The 19466-nt window shown below is 70.4% G+C and carries 16 protein-coding genes; 6 read left to right on the forward strand and 10 right to left on the reverse strand.

All coding sequences use genetic code 11. The annotated features are described in order from the left end of the window. Positions 1-2: 2 nt before the first annotated feature. Positions 3-539: a GNAT family N-acetyltransferase gene (locus ACFY0U_RS19695; RefSeq protein ID WP_388637064.1), complete on the reverse strand. Its 537-nt coding sequence runs from the start codon at positions 537-539 to the stop codon at positions 3-5. 132 nt (positions 540-671) lie between these two features. Here ACFY0U_RS19695 and ACFY0U_RS19700 point away from each other — a divergent pair, with 132 nt between their 5' ends. Continuing rightward, complete coding sequence (locus tag ACFY0U_RS19700; RefSeq protein WP_388637067.1) at positions 672-1616, forward strand: ATP-binding protein; 945 nt, start codon at positions 672-674, stop codon at positions 1614-1616. A gap of 59 nt (positions 1617-1675) precedes the next feature. Next, positions 1676-2068, forward strand: a complete 393-nt coding sequence (locus ACFY0U_RS19705) for an SCO5389 family protein (RefSeq protein ID WP_388637070.1) — start codon at positions 1676-1678, stop codon at positions 2066-2068. A 14-nt stretch (positions 2069-2082) separates the two neighbouring features. On the opposite strand, the gene ACFY0U_RS19710 is transcribed toward ACFY0U_RS19705, so the two are convergent. From ACFY0U_RS19710 to fusA, 8 genes are all read right to left on the reverse strand, one after another. After that, a complete protein-coding gene (locus tag ACFY0U_RS19710; protein WP_388637073.1) occupies positions 2083-4413 on the reverse strand; it encodes a DUF4132 domain-containing protein in 2331 nt (776 codons plus the stop codon). A 66-nt stretch (positions 4414-4479) separates the two neighbouring features. Then, the gene (locus ACFY0U_RS19715) at positions 4480-5319 is read right to left on the reverse strand and encodes an alpha/beta fold hydrolase (protein ID WP_388637076.1); all 840 of its coding nucleotides are present in this window, start codon (positions 5317-5319) and stop codon (positions 4480-4482) included. 132 nt (positions 5320-5451) lie between these two features. After that, positions 5452-6870 (reverse strand): MFS transporter, encoded by a 1419-nt coding sequence (locus ACFY0U_RS19720; protein WP_388637079.1) that lies wholly within the window; start codon positions 6868-6870, stop codon positions 5452-5454. Between the two features lie 141 nt (positions 6871-7011). After that, entirely contained in the window at positions 7012-8370 is a 1359-nt protein-coding gene (locus ACFY0U_RS19725) for a GH1 family beta-glucosidase (protein WP_388637082.1), read from the reverse strand. A 20-nt stretch (positions 8371-8390) separates the two neighbouring features. After that, the gene (locus ACFY0U_RS19730) at positions 8391-9230 is read right to left on the reverse strand and encodes a carbohydrate ABC transporter permease (protein ID WP_388637214.1); all 840 of its coding nucleotides are present in this window, start codon (positions 9228-9230) and stop codon (positions 8391-8393) included. A 7-nt stretch (positions 9231-9237) separates the two neighbouring features. Further along, positions 9238-10215: a carbohydrate ABC transporter permease gene (locus ACFY0U_RS19735; protein WP_388637085.1), complete on the reverse strand. Its 978-nt coding sequence runs from the start codon at positions 10213-10215 to the stop codon at positions 9238-9240. Further along, a complete protein-coding gene (locus ACFY0U_RS19740; protein ID WP_388637089.1) occupies positions 10215-11531 on the reverse strand; it encodes an ABC transporter substrate-binding protein in 1317 nt (438 codons plus the stop codon). The genes ACFY0U_RS19735 and ACFY0U_RS19740 overlap by 1 nt, the downstream gene beginning before the upstream one ends. Positions 11532-11722: 191 nt before the next feature. Then, positions 11723-13819 carry an elongation factor G gene (gene fusA, locus ACFY0U_RS19745; protein ID WP_388637092.1) on the reverse strand — a complete coding sequence of 699 codons (2097 nt, stop codon included), beginning with the start codon at positions 13817-13819 and terminating at the stop codon, positions 11723-11725. Positions 13820-14528: 709 nt separating this feature from the next. Here fusA and ACFY0U_RS19750 point away from each other — a divergent pair. Genes ACFY0U_RS19750 through ACFY0U_RS19765 form a run of 4 tightly spaced genes read left to right on the forward strand, consistent with a single transcriptional unit; the run spans position 14529 to position 18852 of the window. Next, positions 14529-15578, forward strand: a complete 1050-nt coding sequence (locus tag ACFY0U_RS19750; RefSeq protein WP_388637095.1) for a zinc-binding dehydrogenase — start codon at positions 14529-14531, stop codon at positions 15576-15578. A gap of 52 nt (positions 15579-15630) precedes the next feature. Next, the gene (locus tag ACFY0U_RS19755; protein ID WP_388637097.1) at positions 15631-16596 is read left to right on the forward strand and encodes a hypothetical protein; all 966 of its coding nucleotides are present in this window, start codon (positions 15631-15633) and stop codon (positions 16594-16596) included. 4 nt (positions 16597-16600) lie between these two features. Further along, a complete protein-coding gene (locus ACFY0U_RS19760; protein WP_388637099.1) occupies positions 16601-17926 on the forward strand; it encodes a hypothetical protein in 1326 nt (441 codons plus the stop codon). Beyond that, positions 17923-18852 (forward strand): DMT family transporter, encoded by a 930-nt coding sequence (locus ACFY0U_RS19765; protein WP_388637101.1) that lies wholly within the window; start codon positions 17923-17925, stop codon positions 18850-18852. The genes ACFY0U_RS19760 and ACFY0U_RS19765 overlap by 4 nt, the downstream gene beginning before the upstream one ends. 171 nt (positions 18853-19023) lie before the next feature. Here the strand turns inward: ACFY0U_RS19765 and ACFY0U_RS19770 are convergent, their stop codons facing one another. Further along, the gene (locus ACFY0U_RS19770) at positions 19024-19224 is read right to left on the reverse strand and encodes a hypothetical protein (protein ID WP_120050369.1); all 201 of its coding nucleotides are present in this window, start codon (positions 19222-19224) and stop codon (positions 19024-19026) included. Positions 19225-19466 lie beyond the last annotated feature (242 nt).

The following is a 19466-nucleotide window of genomic DNA, read 5'->3' on the forward strand; positions in this document are numbered from 1 at the left end:
GGTCATCGCCCCATCGGGATCTCGAAGTGCAGGACGCCGTGCGCGCCCTCGGGGTCCTCGCGCTCGTCGTGCACGAGCTTGCCGAGCGATCGCCAGAAGGCCTCGGCGCCCGGGACGGCGGGGTCGGTGTGCAGATACACGGAGCGGTAGCCGCCCTCGGCGGCGGCGAACTCCGTCAACTCCGCGACCAGGCGCCGGGCGAGACCGCGTCTGCGGTGCTCGGGGCGGACGTAGACGCGGCGCAGCTGTGCGGTCCGCCCCGAGGGGTAGCGCTCGGCGACATGGCGTGGGTTCGGCGGGTGGGCCGGGCCCCGGGAGTCCAGGGCGCCGGTGGCGACGACCTCGCCGCTGCGCGGGTCGAGCGCCACGAGGAGGGTGTGGCGCTCGGGGACCAGGTAGGCGGCGGCCGGGTCGATGATGTCGCCGTGCCAGCGGGGCACATAGCCGGAACCGAAGTCGCGGTAGACGGTGTCGAGCATGACGGCTCGCGCACCGTCGAGGTCGTCAGGGCCCGCGGCCCTGATGCTGTAGTCACGCACTTGCACATCATATGCATTAAGGGAACCGGTTGATCACCGGGCGATTTGACAGTGATCGACAACCCGCCTACAACCTACCGACATGACATCCATTTTCAAAAATGGCTTACGAGTCGTGCGGGGGTGGTGCTGATGCGCATCGCCTTCGTCGGCAAAGGCGGCAGCGGCAAGACCACCTTGTCGGCCCTGTTCTCCCGCCACCTCGCACAGTCAGGTGCCCCCGTGCTGGCCGTGGACGGAGACATCAACCAGCACCTCGCCGAGGCGATGGGACACGACGGGAAACCACCGGCTGCCCCGCCCCTGGGCGCGCACCTCGACGCCATCAAGACCTACCTGCGCGGCACCAATCCACGCATCGCCTCCTCCGAGGCGATGATCAAGACCACTCCGCCGGGCCGCGGCTCCCGGCTGCTGACCCTGCTCGGCGACGACGAACTGCACACCCGGCACGTCCGGCGGGTGGGCGACGTACCGCTGATGGTGACGGGCGAGTTCGAGGAGAGCGACCTCGGGGTGGCCTGCTACCACTCCAAACTCGGCGGGGTGGAGCTCTACCTCAACCATCTCGTCGACGGACCCGGCGAGTACGTGGTGGTGGACATGACGGCGGGCGCGGACGCCTTCGCCTCCGGTCTCTTCACCCGCTTCGACCTCACCTTCCTGGTGGCCGAACCCACCCGCAAGGGCGTCTCGGTCTACCGCCAGTACCGCGACCACGCCCGTGAGTTCGGCATCCGGATCGCCGTCGTCGGCAACAAGGTGACCGGCGAGGACGATCTGCTCTTCCTCAAGCAGGAGGTGGGGGACGACCTGCTCACCCACCTGGTCCAGTCGCCGTTCGTACGGGCCGCCGAACAGGGCCGGGCACAGGGCGGCCTGGAGTCCCTGGAGTCGCACAACCGGCACGCCCTGGACGTCCTGCGGGAGACCGTGGACGCCTGCCCCCGCGACTGGGCGACGCTCCATCGCCACGCCGTCGAGTTCCATCTGCGCAACGCCCGGGCCTGGGCGGGTGAGGACCTGGCCGCCCAGGTCGACCCCGACTTCGTACCCGGTCCCGCTTCCCTCACCTGACGCGCCCCCGCGCTCTCCCCCCACCCCCCACTCAACGCACAGACAGGACAAGCACCTTCATGTCTCTCGACGTCTCCCCGAAGCTCCTCGCCGAAGCCGAGAACGGCGCCGTCCGCGAGGAGGACTTCGTGGACACCGTCCGCACGTCCCTCCCGTACGCCTACGACCTGATCGCCTCTCTCGCCACTGAACTCCACGACGGCAAGGACGAGTTCACCGACAACCAGACGCCCCCGCCGTCCGAGAAGGAGCGCGGCCAGCTGCTGCGGGCCCTGGCCAGCGACGCGATCCGCGGCAGCCTGGAGCGGCACTTCGGAGTGGCCCTGGCCTTCCAGAACTGCCACCGGGTGGCGGCGTTCCGACCGGGCGCGCAGCACAGCGAGACCTACGCGCGCTTCACCTCGACGCGCTCACAGATCCTGAATCAGTCGCCGGAGTTCAGGGACTGCTGACGGGGGCGTAGCCGTCAGCCCGTTCTTCGGCTCCCGATCTGCGAGCGGATGGACGGGTCCGTGATCTCGGTGTCGGCGGCGAGCAGCAGGGCCTTGCTGAGGATCACGGTGAGCCGGTCGTCCTCGAACGGCAGGAAGACCTTGCCGCCGACCTTGGCGCGCGACGGGACGATGCACAGATAGGAGTCGTCCGGCTCCATCAGGATGTTCGCCGAGCCCAGATGGATCCGGTACGTGCGCAGGTCGCCCCGGACCACCAGGAACCGGCCGTCGAGGGTGCACCGGTCGGCGATCTTCAGGCGCGGCAGGATCCGTGCGAGGGCGTCGCGGCGGGCCTCGGCGCTCTCGCTCAGCTCGGCGAACCCGGCCCGTTCCCAGTAGGCGCGGGCCGGTCCCTGCTCGGTCCAGTGGGGGTCGGCGGCGATCGAGGTCACTCCGACGAAGAGGTCCACGTCGCGCATCGCCTCGCTGAAGACCAGCGGCGGCACCTCCGCCAGGGGTGCCTCCCGCCAGGCTCCGGCCACCCGGCGCTCGAAGCGGACCCGGTCCGTCGAGGCCACCCCGTCGCCGTCGGCCCAGTCCACGTAGGTGTGGGAGAAGGCGACCTGCCACTCCCCCGCCCCCAGGGTACGTACCGCCGCGTCCCCGTCCCCGGCGTCCCAGGGGCCGAGCAGTCGGCTCGCCCAGCCCCGGGCGCGGAACAGCGCGAACATCCGGCGGTAGTGCACGAGATGGGCGGCGAAGCGGAGGGAGTGGACGCGGGTCTCCTCCTCCGCCGGGGTGAGCCGGTAGATCTCCCGGAACGCCTGCTTGAACGGCTGCCGCAGCTGCCCGTCGACGAGCCGGTCCCGCCAGGTCCGTACGGTGTCGGCGTCGGCGCGGATCGGGTGCCACAGCCGTACCGAGGCGTCGTCGGGCGCGTCGGGGAGGTCCTCGGTCGACGGCAGGACCGCCCGCCACTGACCGGGCGCGACCTCGATCTCCCAGATCAGCCGGCGCACGACGGACCGGGCGAGCGGATGCCCGGCCAGTTCCGCGCGCCACCAGCCGTACGGGTGGACGGCGTCGACGGTGAAGCCGCCCTCCAGCGCCCGGGCGAGGGTGCCGAGCTGGATGTCCACCCGTTTCACCAGGTCGCGTAGCTCCTTGACCAGGTCGGGGTGGTCGCGGCGGACGGGTGCGGGGACGCTCTTCAGGGGGCGGCCGTCCTTCTCCCAGGTCAGCTCGGCGCTCTCGATGACCGTGACAATGGCCGTGTACCCGCCGCCCGCCTCCCTGCGCAGGACACCGTCGTCGTCGAACCCCGCCCTCGACAGCCGCAGCGCCACCTCGGTCCGCTCGGCCAGGGCCGGTTCGACCTTCTTGAGGAGCTTGTCGAGTTGCCGGGGTATTCCGGCGTGGCGGGTCACCGAGCGTGCGGTGCGGATCGCGGTGACCACCTCCGGTGTCGGGAAGTCCCGGGCGGCGCGGACCAGTTCGTAGAGCAGGGCCTGCGAGGGGACGGTCCTCGCGGCCGTCGGGGCGACGGCGATGCCGGGCAGCAGCCGGTCGAGGAGGTCCGGCAGCCAGGGCTCGTCCCGCAGCAGCGCCACCCGAGCGGCCTGTCCGAGGATGTCGACCTCACGGGGCGTGAACGCCTTGTCGGCCAGGTAGGGGATCTCGCCCCGCTGGAGGGCGTCGACACGGTCGGCGGCCGCTTCCAGCGCCCTGCGGGCGAAGGCGACGTAGGCCGGGATGCCGGCGATCCTGCGCCACACGTCCGGGGCGTTCGGCTCCGGTACATAGGTGTGGACCTGGTCGGCCTCGGCCAGCACCGCCCGCTCGGCAGCCGTGAGTTCGATGACGACGTCGATTCCGTCCATGACGATGGCCCCTTCGTCCCGTCCCAGGTGGTCCGCGGCCGCACGCAGCGTCTCGCCGCCCGCGAGCCCCGCCACGGCGAGCAGCGAGTACGGATGGGACACCACCTTTTCCTTCGCCAGATGCCACTCGGTCAGGGCACGGGCGGGGCCGGAGAGTTCGGGCCATGGCCCCGTGCAGTGCAGCAGCGCGTCGATCGCGGGCGGCAGTCCCGCCTCCCCCTGCCGCGCGGCGAGCGCCTCGAACATCCGGCGGCACGCGTCCGGCGTGAACCGCGGCTCCCGCTCCCTGGCCGCATACCGGACCGTGACGCCCGCCTGCCGCATCGCGGCCGGAGCCTCGGCGTCGACACCGTGAGCCACCGGGAGGAGCTCCCCCAACTCCTCGTCGGACAGCCCCGACACGTCGCCGGACCGGACGTCGAGCGTGCAGGCGGGGTCGGTCAACGCGCGGACCATGTCGTCGTAGAGCATGCCTCGGATCATGACAGGCACCACTGACAACGCGATCTGCGCGCGGCATCTCGGCCTCCGCGCGAAGAAGCCCGGTCTCTACGCGAGGAACCTCGCGGTCTCCGCCACGAACCGCCGCGCGTCGTCCAGCCAGGGGAAATGCGCCGCCCCTTCCTGGACCACCGACTCGGCCTGCGGGAACAGCCCGGCGTACTCGGCCATCGCCCGCCGGGGCCCGGCCACGTCCACCTCCCCCGCCAGCACCAGGACGCGCCCGGCGAACCCGGCCAGTGCCGCGCGCGTCGCCGCCGGGTCGAAGGCGCCCTCGGAGCCGTAGACCGCGGCCGCCTCGTCGTTGCGCTGCTCGTCCTCGGCCGCGCGGACCGCCTTGGCCTCCTCGTCCCAGCGGGCGAACCAGAAGGGCGCGATGGCCTGCCAGGCGTCGGGGGCGGGACGGCCCGAGTTGAGGGATTCCAGGGCCGCGTACGCCGTCGCGAACCATTCCTCGTCGCGGCGCAGTCGGGCCGTGCTCAGGCGGTCCTCGGCGGTGACGGCGATGCCGACCGCGTAGACGCTCGGCGTGATCAGGGCAAGGCGTGCGACGCGGGCGGGATGGCGGGCCGTGTAGAGGGCGGCCAGGTTGGCGCCCGCGCTGTGGGCCAGCATGTCCAGGCGGTCCAGGCCCAGTTCCTCGCGCAGGGCCTCGACGTCGTCGACCTGGCGGTCGCAGCGGTACGACGCCGGGTCCTCGGGGGTCGCCGAGTCGCCGGTGCCCCTGAGGTCCAGGCGGATCAGGGTGCGGTGGGCGGTGAGGCCGCCCAGGTCGCCGAGGTAGGCCGAGGCCTGCATCGGGCCGCCGGGGAGGCAGACCAGGGGCGGTCCTTCGCCGGTGGCGTGGTAGGCGAGGGTGGTGCCGTCGGGGGCGGTGAAGGTGGGCATGGTGTGAGGCTGTCAGGGGGCCTGGCCTGCGGCAACGTATTAAGGAGGGCCGGACGGCGGATGTCCGGCCCTTCGTTCCGCCGCTTCGCTCAGCTCGGCGACTCCGCGCCCTTACGGGCGTAGTCGCTTCGCTCAGCTCGGCGACTCCGCGCCCTTACGGGCGTAGTACCACCAGGTGACGGCGATGCAGGTGACGTAGAAGGCCACGAAGCCCCACATCGCACTGGTCACCGCGAAGTTGGCGAACAGGGCGGGGATGAAGAAGAAGCCGTAGGCGGCGATCGCGGCGGTGAAGCCGGTGACCGCGCCGGCCTCCCTCTCGGTCTGCCGCAGCGCCTTCGTGTACGCGGACGTGCCTTCGGTGAGGCCCTTGAGGTGCTGGTTGCGGAAGATCACGGGGATCTGGCGGAAGGTCGAGCCGTTGCCGATGCCGGAGAAGAGGAACGCGGCCAGGAAGCAGGCGAGGAAGCCCGCGAAGTTCCCTTCGTCGCCGCCGCTCGGGAGGAAAGTGATCACTCCGACGATCGAGGCGGCCATGCCGACGAAGGAGAGGATCGTGACGCGCGCGCCGCCGAGCCTGTCGGCGATCCAGCCGCCGGCCCAGCGGGCCAGGGCGCCCAGGGCCGGCCCCATCCAGGCGTAGGTGGCGACGGAGTAGGCCGGGAAGGTGGTCTTGATCAGCATCGGCAGGGCGGCGGCGAAGCCGATGAAGGAGCCGAAGGTGCCGACGTAGATCCAGGTCATCACCCACGTGTGCTTGCGCCTGAAGATGATCTTCTGCTGGGCGAAGGAGGACGAGGCCGTCCTGAGGTTGTTCTGGGCGAACCAGGCGAGGGCCGCCAGGACGACAAGGACCGGAACCCAGACGAACGCCGCGTTCTGGAGGTAGACCGTCTCGCCGGTCCTCGTGTTCGCCTGGCCGGAGCCGATCGCGATCACCGAGCTGGTGATGACGATCGGGGTCAGCAGCTGCACGACGGAGACGCCGAGGTTGCCGAGGCCGCCGTTGACGCCGGCCGCGTTGCCCTTCTCGCGCTTGGGGAAGAAGAAGCCGATGTTGGCGAGGGAGGAGGAGAAGTTGGCGCCGCCGATACCGCACAGGGCGGCGATGGTCGCCATGGTGGTGAAGGACGTCGAGGTGTCCTGGATCGCGTGGCCCAGCCAGATCAGCGGGACGATCAGCACCAGCGTGGACAGCGCGGTGAAGGTGCGCTGGCCGATCCGCGGGCCGAGGAAGGTGTAGATCGCCCGGGCCGTGCCGCCGGTCAGGCCGGGGATCGCGGTCAGCCAGAAGAGCTGCGAGGTGGTGAAGGAGAAGCCGACGTCCGCGAGGTTGGTGGCGGTGACGCTCCACACCTGCCACACCACGAAGGCCACCAGGAGCGCCGGGACGGCGATCCACAGGTTGCGCCGGGCGACCCGCTTCCCCGCCGACGTCCAGAAGAGCTCGTTCTCGGGCTCCCAGTCGGTGATGTCCCGGCCGGGCCGGTACTGGGCGAGGTCGTAGGACCGGCCGGCGACCGTGGTCGTCGCTTCGTGTACGGCAGGCATGGCTGTTCCTGGTGGTGAGGAGGGTGTCCTTGCTCATTCACCCTCCTCTCGCGGCACGGGGTACAGCAGAGCCCTAGGACGGGAGAACGACCCGTCCTAGGACCCGCTGACCAGGGACTTCCGTCCCAGCCTCCCGCCTGCTCAGGCCGCGTGCCGCGCCCGTCCCCGGTGGTCGCGGATGATCTCCGCGTACCGGTGTCCGGAGCCCTTGATGGTGCGGGCCTGGGTCCGGTAGTCGACGTGGACCAGTCCGAACCGCTTGTCGTAGCCGTAGGCCCACTCGAAGTTGTCCAGCAGCGACCAGGCGAAGTAGCCGGCCAGCGGCGCGCCCCGGCGGGCGGCGGAGGCGCAGGCGGCGAGGTGCCGGGCCAGGTAGTCCTGCCGCTCGGGGTCCTCGACGGTCCCGTCGGGGCGTACGACGTCCGGGTAGGCGGAGCCGTTCTCGGTGACGTACAGCTTGCGGGCGCCGTACTCGTCGGTGAGGCGGAGCAGCAGGGTCTCGATGCCGCTCGCGTCGATCTCCCAGTCCATGCCGGTGCGGGGCACTCCGAGGCGGCGTACGGAACGGGCGTACGGGGCCGGGCCGTTGGGGTCGTCCGCGACGGTGGCCGGGAAGTAGTAGTTGAGGCCGAGCCAGTCGAGCGGGGTGGCGATCGTCTCCAAGTCGCCTGTCTGCTCGGGGAGTTCGACGCCGTACACCTTGAGCATGTCCTCGGGGAGGCCGCGGCCGTGGATCGGGTCCAGCCACCAGCGGTTGGTGTGGCCGTCCATCCGGCGGGCGGCTTCGAGATCCTCCGGACGGTCGGTGGCCGGGTACACCGTGGAGAGGTTGTTGACGATGCCGACCTCGGCGCCGGGGACGGCCGCCCGGATGGCCTGGGTCGCCAGTCCATGGCCCAGCAGCAGGTGGTACGAGGCGCGCACCGCGGCGGTCAGGTCGGTGAGCCCCGGGGCCATCTTTCCTTCGAGGTGGCCGATCCAGGCGGAGCACAGCGGTTCGTTGAGGGTGGTCCAGTGGCTGACCCGGTCGCCCAGTCGCGCGGCCACGACCGAGGCGTACGCGGCGAAGTGCTCGGCGGTCTCCCGCTCGGGCCAGCCGCCCCGGTCCTGGAGCGCCTGCGGCAGGTCCCAGTGGTAGAGGGTGACGGACGGGGTGATGCCCGCGTCCAGCAGGCCGTCGATCAACGCGTCGTAGAAGTCGAGGCCCTTGGCGTTGACCGGTCCGTCGCCGCCCGGGAGCACACGCGGCCAGGCGATGGACAACCGGTAGGCGTTGGTGCCGAGTTGGCGCATGAGCGCGATGTCCTCGCGCCAGCGGTGGTAGTGGTCGCAGGCGACGTCGCCGTGGTCGTTCCCGGCGATCTTCCCGGGGGTGTGGGCGAAGGTGTCCCAGATCGACGGCGCCCGGCCGTCCTCCGCCACGGCTCCCTCGATCTGGTACGCCGAAGTGGCCGTGCCCCACAGGAAGTCGTGCGGGAGTGCGGCGAGGTCGATGGTCACGAAATCCCTTTCGAGGTTGGTCACTTGACGGCGCCCGCCGTCAGCCCGGCGACGAGATAGCGCTGGAGGAGCAGGAAGCCGGCCACCACCGGCACGCTGACGACCAGCGAGGCGGCCATGATCTGGTTCCAGTACACGTCGTTGAGCGTGGAGTAGCCCTGGAGTCCGACGGCGAGCGTGCGGGTGGTGTCGTTGGTCATCACCGACGCGAACAGCACCTCGCCCCAGGCCGTCATGAAGGCGTAGACGGCGACCGCGACGATGCCGGGGATCGCGGCCGGCACGACGACCCGGAACAGCGCTTTCAGCGGACCGCAGCCGTCGACCAGCGCCGCCTCGTCCAGGTCGCGCGGCACCGAGTCGAAGTACCCGATCAGCATCCAGATCGAGAACGGCAGCGAGAAGGTCAGATACGTCAGGATCAGCCCGCCGCGCGAGCCGAACAGGGCGATGCCGGTGGCGTTGCCGATGTTGACGTAGATCAGGAACAGCGGGAGGAGGAAGAGGATGCCCGGGAACATCTGCGTCGACAGGACGGTGACCGTGAAGACCCGCTTGCCGCGGAAGTCGTAGCGGCTCACCGCGTACGCCGAGAACACCGCGATCACCACCGAGCAGACCGTCGCCGCGCCCGCCACGATCAGCGAGTTCACGAAGTACCGGGCGAGCGGGACCGTGGACCAGATGTCGATGTACGGGCGGATCGTCAACTCGCTCGGCATCCAGCGGAACTTGCCGGTGACGTCGGCCAGCGGCTTCAGCGAGCTGGAGACCATCACATAGACCGGCACCAGCACGAAGCCGCCGAGCAGGGTGAGGAAGATCCGCCGGGACCAGAGGAACGAACGCGGCGGCGCCATCGGGGAGTTACGCACGCGAGGTCCTCCGTCCGCGCGAGGTGACGACGAGGTAGACGCCCGTCACGAGGAGCAGGAACAGCAGCAGGAGTACGGACATGGCGGAGCCGGTGCCGAAGTTCCAGGTGACGAAGGAGGCCTGGTAGATGTGGACCGAGACGAGGTCCGCGGCCTCGGGGGCGGTCCTGCCGAACAGGACGTACGGCGTGTTGAAGTCGTTGAACGTCCACAGGAACAGCACCAGGATCAGCACCTGGTTGACGGCGCCCAGCGACGGCAGGGTGATGCGGCGGATCTGCTGCCACACGCCGGCGCCGTCGAGGGCGGCCGCCTCGTACAGCTCCTTCGGGATGTTCTGGAGTCCGGCCATGACGATGAGGAAGGCGAACGGCCAGCCCTTCCACACCGACACGATCAGCAGGGCGTAGAAGCTGTTGTCGCCGATGAGCCAGAAGGAGGGCTTGTCGGTGAGGTGGAGCTGGTCGTGCAGGACGTGGTTCACCAGGCCGTTGTCGTGCTGGAACATGAACACCCAGGTGATGACGGCCGCGTAGACCGGCAGGGCGTACGGCACCAGGAACAGGGCCCGCAGCAGGCCACGGCCGCGGAAGGTGTCCTGCATGAAGACCGCGGCCGCGGTGCCGATCAGCCAGCACAGAGCAACTGACAGCAGGGTGAAGGCGACCGTGACGAGGAAGGAGTGCAGCAGGGCCTCGCCGACGGGGGCGTCGAAGTCCACCGACACCTTGAAGTTGTCGAGCCCGGACCAGGGCGCGGTGCCCCAGTCGCGGATGTAGAACTGTGTGAGCTCCTTGAAGCTCATCACGATGCCGACGCCCATCGGCACCAGGTGGACCAGGAGTTCGAGGAGCAGAGCGGGCAGCAGAAGCAGATACGGCAGTCCGATGCGGCGGATGCGGCCGGGGCGCGGAGGACGCTTCTCGCCGGGCGGCGCCTTGGGTTCGGCGCGTTCCAGGGTCGTGGTCATCAGGCGGCCGGCATCTGCTGCTGGGCCTTCTCCAGCGCCGCCTTCACCGAGTCGGTGGTGACGGCGCGTCCGGCGGCCGCGTCGGCGAACAGGCCCTTGATGGCGGTACCGACGGCCGTCTCGAACTGCGACTCGTCGGCGACCTGCGGGAGCGCGGCGGCGCTCTTGGCGAGGGTGTCCTTCAGGACGGCGTTGGCGGGGGTGTTGAAGGCGGAGTCCGCCTGGGCCGCCTTCACCGGCGGTATGGAGCTGTAGGCGGTGTTGAGGATCTTCTGCTCCGCGTCGCTGGTCATGAACTTCACGAACTTCGTGGCGCCGTCGAGGTTGTCGGTGTTCTTGAAGACGGCCAGGTTGATGCCCGCGACCATCGAGTTGACCTGTGCGCCGGTGCCCGGGGTGCCGGACTGCACGGGCACCGGGGCGATGCCGTAGTCGTCCTCGCTCATGCCTTGCGACTTGAGGTTGGCGGAAGCCGACTGCCACAGGAGCATCGCCGTCTTGCCCTTGGCGAAGTCGCTGACGGACTGGTTCTGGGCGTACTCGGCGTTGCCGGGCGCGATGACCTTGTCCTTGGCCATCAGGTCGACGTACTGCTTGACCGCGGTGACGACCCCGTCGCTGGTGAAGTCGGGCTTGCCTTCGGCGGTGAAGAAGTCGGCGCCGTGCTGCTTGGCGAAGACGAAGGCGTGGTGGATGTTCTCCGACGGGTTCGAACCCTCCGCTCCCAGGCCCCACTTGCCGTCCTTGGAGAGCTTCTTGCCGTCGGCGGCCAACTCCGCCCAGGTGGTGGGGGGTTGTGCGATGCCCGCGTCGGCGAACATCTTCTTGTTGTAGTAGAGGGCGTACGCCATCGAGTACAGCGGCACAGCGGAGGGGTCCTTGCCCTCGGCGCCCGTCGAGCCGAGCGCGGAGTCCACGAAGCGGTCCCTGCCGCCGATCTTCGCGAAGTTCTTCGCGTCCCACGGCAGCAGCGCGCCGGTGGCCTGGAGCGAGGCGCTCCAGGTGTTGCCGATGTTGAGGACGTCCGGGCCCTGACCCGAGGTGGTCGCGGTGAGGATGCGGTTGAGCAGGTCCGACCAGGGCACGACCTCCAGCTTCACCTTGATGCCGGTCTGCTTCTCGAACTTGTCGAGCTCGGGCTGGAGAACCTTCTTGTCGACCTCGATGCTCGCCCCCTGGTTGGAGGCCCAGTAAGTGAGCGTCTTCGGCGAGTCGTTGGACCCGCCGCCCGTCGACGAACCGCCTCCGCAGGCCGTAGCGGCCAGGGCGAGAGACAGGGTGACGGCGCCTACGGCCGCGGCTCGGTTGCTGCGCATGGCTCCTGGTGTCCCTTCAGGGAATGCACTCACGGCTTAATTTAGGACGTGAGTTAAATGCCACGGGTTCGGGACGTCAAGGGGTTGAGCAGCGGAAGTTCGATGGATCGTGCGAGTCGATGCCGGACCGTTCACTTCCTGAACGGAGAGCGGGCGGCCCCTCCTGTGCGGGAGGGGCCGCCCTGGTGCCGCTATCGCCGGCCCGGTGCCACGGTCGCCGGTGCCGGCGCGTACCCCGTGGGCCGGGCCGTGAAGGTGCCGCGGCCCTGGGTCCGACTGCGCAACCGGGTCGCGTAGCCGAAGAGTTCGGCCAGCGGCACGGTGGCGGTGACGACCGCCGAGCCGGCCCGCGTCACCGAGCCGGAGACCCGGCCGCGCCGTGCCGCCAGGTCACCGAGGACTCCCCCGACGGCGGCGTCGGGCACCGTGACCGTGACCTCGGCCACCGGCTCCAGCAGGACCATCGCGCAGGCCCGCAGGGCCTCCCGGAGTCCGAACCGGCCCGCCGTGCGGAAGGCCGTGTCGGAGGAGTCCTTCACATGCGTCGCCCCGTCGGTGAGGGTGACCCGCAGCCCCGTCACCGGGTGTCCGCCGAGCGGACCCTCGGCCAGGGCGTCCCGGCAGCCGGCCTCGACCGCCCGGACATACTCCTGCGGCACCCGGCCACCGACGACGGCCGAGCGGAACTCGAAACCGGCGTCGGCGTCCAGCGGCTCCACATCGAGGACGACATGCGCGAACTGCCCCGCACCGCCGTCCTGTTTGACGTGCCGGAAGACATGCCCGGACACACCGCGCCCGACGGTCTCGCGGTGCGCGACCCCGGGCCGGCCGGCGTTGACGTCCAGCCCGTGGTCCCGCCGCGCCTTCTCCAGCGCGACCTCCAGATGCAGTTCGCCCATGCCGGACAGCACGGTCTGCCCGGTCTCCGGGTCGGTCCGCACGACCAGCGACGGGTCCTCCTCGGCGAGCCTGGCGAGCGCCGAGGCCAGCCGGTCGGTGTCGGTGGACCTGACGGCCTCGACCGCGACGGAGACGACCGGTTCGGCGACGCTCGGCGGTTCGAGCACCAGCGGGGCGTCCAACGCGCAGAGGGTCGACCCGGCGCGGGCGGACTTCAGCCCGACGACCGCGACGATGTCACCGGCGACCGCCCGCTCCAACTGGGCGTGCCGGTCGGCCTGTACGCGCAGGATCCGTCCGACGCGCTCGCCGCGCCGCGCGCCCGCGTCCATCACCGTGTCTCCCTTCTCGATCGTTCCGGAGTACACCCGGAGGTAGGTGAGCCGCCCGTTCGGGGTGGCGTTCACCTTGAACACCAGCGCCGCGAAGGGTGCCGCCGGGTCGGCGGGCCGTTCCTGCCGGGTGTCGCCGAGGGCGCCGTGCACGGGCGGCACGTCGAGCGGCGACGGCAGGTACGCCACGACCGCGTCCAGCAGCGGCTCGATCCCGCGGTTGCGGTAGGCCGAGCCGCACAGCACGACGACGGCGTCGCCGGTGCGGGTGAGGTCGCGCAGGGCGTCGACGAGCGTGGCCGTGTCGAGCGTCCCCGTATCGAACGTCCCCGTGTCGAACGTTCCCGTGTCGAGCGTCGACTGCATACAGAATTCCTCGAGCGCGGCCGGATGCAGCTCGGCCACCGCCTCCTCCAGCAGTCGACGCCGTCGTCGCGCCTCCTCCCGCAGCTCCCCGGGAATGTCCGCTACGACCATGTCGCCGCCGTCGGTCCAGGTCAGCGCCCGCATGTGCACCAGATCCACGACGCCGCGGAACGCGTCCTCCGTGCCGATCGGCAGCTGCACGACCAGCGGGGCCGGGTGCAGTCGCTCCCGGATCGAGTCGACGGCGGTGTCGAGGTCGGCGCCCGCGCGGTCCAGCTTGTTGACGAAGGCGATCCTCGGCACGCCGTACCGGTCGGCCTGCCGCCAGACGGACTCGCTCTGCGGCTCGACGCCGGCGACGGCGTCGAAGACCGCGACCGCCCCGTCGAGCACCCGCAGTGAACGCTCCACCTCGTCGGCGAAGTCGACGTGTCCCGGGGTGTCGATCAGGTTGATCCGGTGGCCGCCCCAGGCACAGCTGACCGCCGCAGCGAAGATCGTGATGCCGCGGTCGCGCTCCTGCGGGTCGAAGTCGGTGACCGTCGTGCCGTCATGGACCTCGCCACGCCGGTGGGTGGTCCCGGTGGCGTAGAGGATCCGCTCGGTGACGGTGGTCTTGCCGGCGTCGACGTGGGCGAGGATGCCCAGGTTGCGGACGACTGCGAGGGTGTCGAGGTTGATGCGCACGGCCCATGGCCTTTCGGGTGATGTGTGACAGGGCGGCGCGATTCCCGGACAGGGCTGATCCGACGGCACGTCAATCGGGGGACGTACGCGGTTGGTTGACGGTCAGGCGTGTGTCCGGGGCATCCGGTACCGGCCGCGCAGCGGGCACCGGACGGAGCAGGACACGAGGATCACGTCGTACGACGACGGGGGAACGACGACAGCGGCGCGGTCACACACGGCCGGTCTCCCCTCACTCGTCGGTCCTCGTCATGACACGCGCACCGGCCCGATGTGGGTGGTGCGCGACGCGTGGCGAGTGTAGGGAGACGGGGGCGGGCGGGTCACGCGATTTTCCGTGGCCCCGGCGCGGGAGGCCGCACGGCTGGGGAGGCTCGCGGCCAGGGAGGCTATACGGCAGCCCCCGGCAGGCGCGTCGGCGACGACCTCGTCCGGTCCACCTGAGGGCGAGGGCTCAGTTGTCGGTCGAGTCGTCCCCTAGCGGATCCGCAGAGACTCTGAACGACCCCTCCAGCGGATCCGCATGCCGTGCAGCCACGCGGCGGTGGTCGTCGGCCGCACCCCCACCCCTGCGGTGCGCCGGCCGCGTACGAGCGGCGCACGGTGCGCGCGCACCGTCCCCGGTTCACCGATCAGGCCTGCCACAAGGGCTGTTCGCCCTGCCCCGGACCCGGACCGCAGTCCTCCCCGACCTCCTGGAGCACCGACCATGGCCGCAGAGGCACGCATGAAAGTCGCCGCACTGGACGGACCCGGCGTCAGCCGGATCATCGAGAAGCCGTTGCCGCGGATCGCCGAGGACTACGTCCTGGTGAAGGTGGTCGCGGCCCCGATGTGCAACGAGCATCTCGCGTACGAGCACTGGGACTTCCGTGACCGCAACCGCTGGGACTCCCTGGGGCACGAGGCGGCCGGCGAGGTGGTCGAGGCCCGTGCGGGCAGCCCGTTCCGGCCGGGTGACCGGGTGGTCGTGCTCAGCGGCTATCCGTGCGGGCGCTGCGCGCTGTGCGTGTCCGGGCGGTACGCGCACTGCGCCGACACCGAGGATCCCCTCGCGGTGTGCGGCGGCGACTCGGGCGAGTGCGGCTTCGCGCAGTACATGGTCAAGCGGGAGCGGCTGCTGCTCCGGATCCCCGACGGGATGTCGTACGAGCATGCCGCGATGGCCTGTTGCGGGATGGGCGCGACGTACACGGCGATGGAGAACATGGGGGTCGCCGCCGGTCACACGGTCCTGGTGACCGGGCTCGGCCAGGTGGGGCTCGGGGCCGTGATCAACGGGCAGGCCAGGGGTGCCCGGGTGATCTGCGCCGGGCGCAGCCCCTACCGCCGGGAACTGGCACGCCAGTTGGGCGCGGAGCTGATCGTCGACCTGGGGACGCCGGACGCCCTGGATGCCGTACGGGAGTTCACCGGGGGCACGGGCGTCGACCATGTCATCGACTGCTCGGCGCAGGCCGGCCACCAGCGGTTCGGACTGGACGCCGCGGGACGCGGCGGGCGGGTCACCTTCCTCGGGGAGTCCGGCGAACTGTCGCTCCACGTCGACCAGGACCTGATCCAGAAGGGCGTCACGCTCTACGGCAGCCTCGATCTGTATCTCCAGCACGCCCCGGGAATGCTCGACGCCATTTCCCGCACGGGACCGCTCATCGACCGGTTCATCACGCACACCTTTCCGCTCGACGAGATCGAGCAGGCCTGGAAACTCCAGCTCACCAGGGAATGCGGAAAGATCATTCTGCATCCGTGGCGCTGACCTCACGACAGCCCCCAGAGCCGAACGGCCGTATATCCACGGAGGTTTGAGGATGTCCGAGAACAACGAGACCCACGATCCGAACACACCGCTCTATGTCGGCACCCGGAAGTTCCTCGGAAGGCGTGACCTGGTCCTGTCGTTCTACACGACGAAATGCCAGTTCCAGTGCACGTATTGCGCGCTGCCCACCCGCTCGGCGTCGTTCGAGGTGACGGCCGAGCAGATCAACAACCAGATCGACCACGTCTTCGACTCCAAGGCCGGTGAACTGGACGGTTACCGTCAGCTGTGCTTCGGCAACGAGGGCTCCGCCCTCGACCCGAGGCGTTTTCACCGCGAGTCCGTCGACCATCTGCTGCACCGCGCCCGGGAGATGGAGAACCTGGAAGTCCTGTCCATCGAGACGCGCCCCGAGTACGTCAAGCGCGACTACCTGGAGCACATCGCCAGGACCACCCACGCGCCCCGGCTCGATGTGACGGTCGGCTTCGAGACGCAGGACGACTTCATCCGGCAGACCGTCCTGAAGAAGAAGATCTCCCGCCGGGTGATGGAGGACCGGGTCGCGCTCCTCGGCGAGCTGGGGATCCGGCTCACCTCGTACGTCCTGGTCAAGCCGGCGCCGCGGATGACGGACGAGCACGGGGTGCGCGAGGCCGTCGCCACGATGGAGTATCTGAAGGACCTCTGCGACCGCCACGGCACCGAATTGGTGATCTATCTGACGCCCACCTATGTGGCCGAGGGCTCTTATCTCCAGCAGACCACTCAGCCGGGCGACTGGACCCCGCCCACCATTCAGGGCATCTTCGATGTCGTGGTGGCCGGGCATTCCATGGGGCTGCCCGTCTACACGGGCCTGTGGAGCGAGGAACTCGCCGACGAGAGCACCGACTTCCGTGGCCGCGAGGGGTATGACCCCGAACTGCGCAAGGCCATGGTCCGCTTCAATCGCGACCACGACTTCGGCCACCTGCTGCCTTTCGTTCCGGCGCAGTTGGCGCTGGCGGGGTAGGGCCGTGCGCGCGTACCGCAATCTTCTCAAGCAACTGTCCGAGGACGCCCCGGAGAAGCTCATCCGGCTGCCCGGGGAATTCCTCACCGCGCAGACACGATGGCTGCTCGAGAGGGACGAGATATACGTCCTGGAGCAGGTGAACAAATACGTTCCCGTCATGGCCGGACTGTCCGCGGAAGCCGTGGCCCGCGCGGCCGACCGGGCACTGGAGCGGGGCGTGGTCGACGACTTCTGCTTCCTGTACGCGCACCTGCCGCCGACGGGGCGTCCGACCCCCGCCCGTATCGACCGGGCCTGTGCCCGGCTGGCGCGACGCGGCAACGCCGGCGGCATCGAGCAGATCATCGCGGCGACCGGGGTGCGCCCCACCCTCGACGAGACGACGGTCCTGCGGTCGTACAACGTCCTGGTGGCCGCCGGCCGGCTCGGCGCCGTGGACTACATGCGCCAACTCTCCGGCGTCCCGGTGCGGTTCGACGCGGACGCGGCGGCCACCGGCATCCGCGCGCTCCTGGCGAGCGGGCGCCACGGCGCGCTGCGCAAGCTGGCCCGTCTCGCCGACGTCGAGGTCCGCCTCGAACCCCGGGAGATCCAGCGTGCCGTCGCCGAGGCCGTCACCGACGGCACGCTGCACGAGCTGGCCGCGGCCCTCGCCTGTCTGCGCCCTTCTCCTCGCATCGAGGGCTTCACCGCGGTGTTCCAGCGTCTGGTGGCCGAGGCGCGCTTCGCCGAACTGCCCGCCCTGTTCACGGTGTTCACGGACGCCGACTGGCAGTCCGTGGATGCCGGCATGTGGCGCCAGCTGCTGACCTCGGGCAGCGCACCCGCCGTACGCTTCGCCTTCGAGCGCTGCGACGATGCCGACCTGCTCGCCCAACAGACCTCGGATGCCTATGCGTTGGGGGTCTCGTCCGGCGACCGCGTGCTGGTCGGGCTGGCCTGCGAGCGGGGCGGGGCGGCGTTGCGCACCGAGGACGCGCGGGTGTTGCTCGGTGACGCCCTGGAGGACGGGGACGCCCGGTGGCTCGACTTCGTCGCCGCCCGGTTCGCCACGCTGCCCGCCGCCGACCCCGATCGCGCACAGCTCTACCTCGCCCGGCAGGCGGCCGCCCGACCGGAGCGCGTGCAGCGGGACGCCGAAGCGCTGGGCGTGCCCTGGATCCCCGAGGTCGGCGCGTGGCTGCTCGCGCTCGCCGAGGGGCGCCGCGAGGTGGCCGTGGCGGGCGTCGGGGACGCGACGGCACACCCGGTCGCCGCTCTGGTCGCCCGTCTGCCGGACCCCACAGACCCGGCAGCTCTCACAGCCGACGGGGCGCGCGCCTCATGAAGCTTCCGCCCGCCCCGGACACCGGTTCCCGCTACCGGGGGACGGCGCTCGCCCTGGTGGCGATGGCCAGCGTGCAGACCGGCGCCGGCACCTCCAGTCATCTCTTCGACAAGTTCACGCCCGCCGGTACCGCCTGGCTCCGTCTGACCTGGGCGGCGGTGGTCCTGTGGCTCCTCGCCCGGCCCCGTCTGCGCGGCCGCGACCGTCGTGAGGTGGGTACCGCCCTGCTGCTCGGCGCGGTCAGCGGACTGCTCACCCTTCTCTACTTCGAGGCGGTGGTCCGTATCCCCCTCGGCACCGCGACGGCCCTGGAGTTCCTCGGCCCGCTGGGCGTGGCCGTGGCGGGTCTGCGGCGGCGGATCGACGTCCTGTGGCCGCTGACCGCGGCGGCCGGCGTGCTCGCCCTGACCCGGCCCTGGAGCGGTGAGGTCGATCTGGCCGGGGTCGGCTTCGCGCTCGGGGCGGCGGCGGGCTGGGCCGGCTACATCCTGCTGACCAAACGGGTCGGTGCCCAGTTCACCGGCCTCGGCGGGCTGGCCGTCTCCATGGCGGCGGCCTCCGCGGTGACCCTGCCCTTCGCCGGTGTCGGGCACATCGTCGGCCACATGGACCCACAGGCATTCGCGCTGTCCGCGCTGGCGGCGCTGCTGCTGCCGATCCTGCCGTACGCCGCCGAGATGGTCGCCCTGCGCAATCTCCCCACGACGGTCTTCGGCACCCTGATGAGCCTGGAGCCCGCCATCGGGACCGTCGTCGGGTTCGTGCTCCTGGCCGAGCAGCCCTCGTGGGCCCAGAGCACGGGCATCGTGCTGGTGACCGTCGCCGGCATGGGGGCGGTGCGCAGCGAGGCCCGGCAGGCCCTGCCCGACCTCGACCCAAAGCAAAAGACTCCTGATGAACAGGGGTCTCAGCTGGTGGGTCGTTAACGAAATCCCCTGGCCAGGCACAGCGTGCCTAAATACTCACGAACATCCCGTCGGACTCAAGATCACTCCCCAGCAATATGCGCATGCATGCATGAGCGTCGCGGTGATCCCGCGACCTGCACCCCCTGACCTGGGAGCTTCGCGACCGCGACGGCAAGTACGGTCGTCCTTTTATGCCGTCTTCGAAGTCGAAAAGACGAAGATCCTCAAAAGCGTTCCACCAGCTACCCGGCCGAACCCTGTCGAGCCGGCCTCGTAGGCCACGGCCACCGGGCCCGGCAACCGCTCCAGCCAGCCCACCACCGCCGCAGTGTCGGGGACCAAGTGTTCGGCGACGACCTCGCCGATGAGGCCGTCCAGGGCCCAGGCCACGGTCGATCGGTCGTGAACGTCCAGCCCAACCGCAGTACCCGCGATTGCGGCACTACCGCTCACGGTCCTCCGTGGCGGCAATCCGCAGTAACTTGCGTGCAAGGCCCCGGTCTTTCGTTCCCGGTCCCGCAGCCTTCTCCCCGGACCCGCCCGGAGAGACGGCCGATCACTCTCGGTTCAAACGGGCGGTGTTAAGGCTTGCGAAGCGACCGCGCAGCGGCCGACCTTGACACCACCCGCGA

Origin of the sequence: Streptomyces sp. NPDC001536 (assembly GCF_042894505.1) — a bacterium.
Taxonomy (GTDB): Bacteria; Actinomycetota; Actinomycetes; order Streptomycetales; family Streptomycetaceae; genus Streptomyces.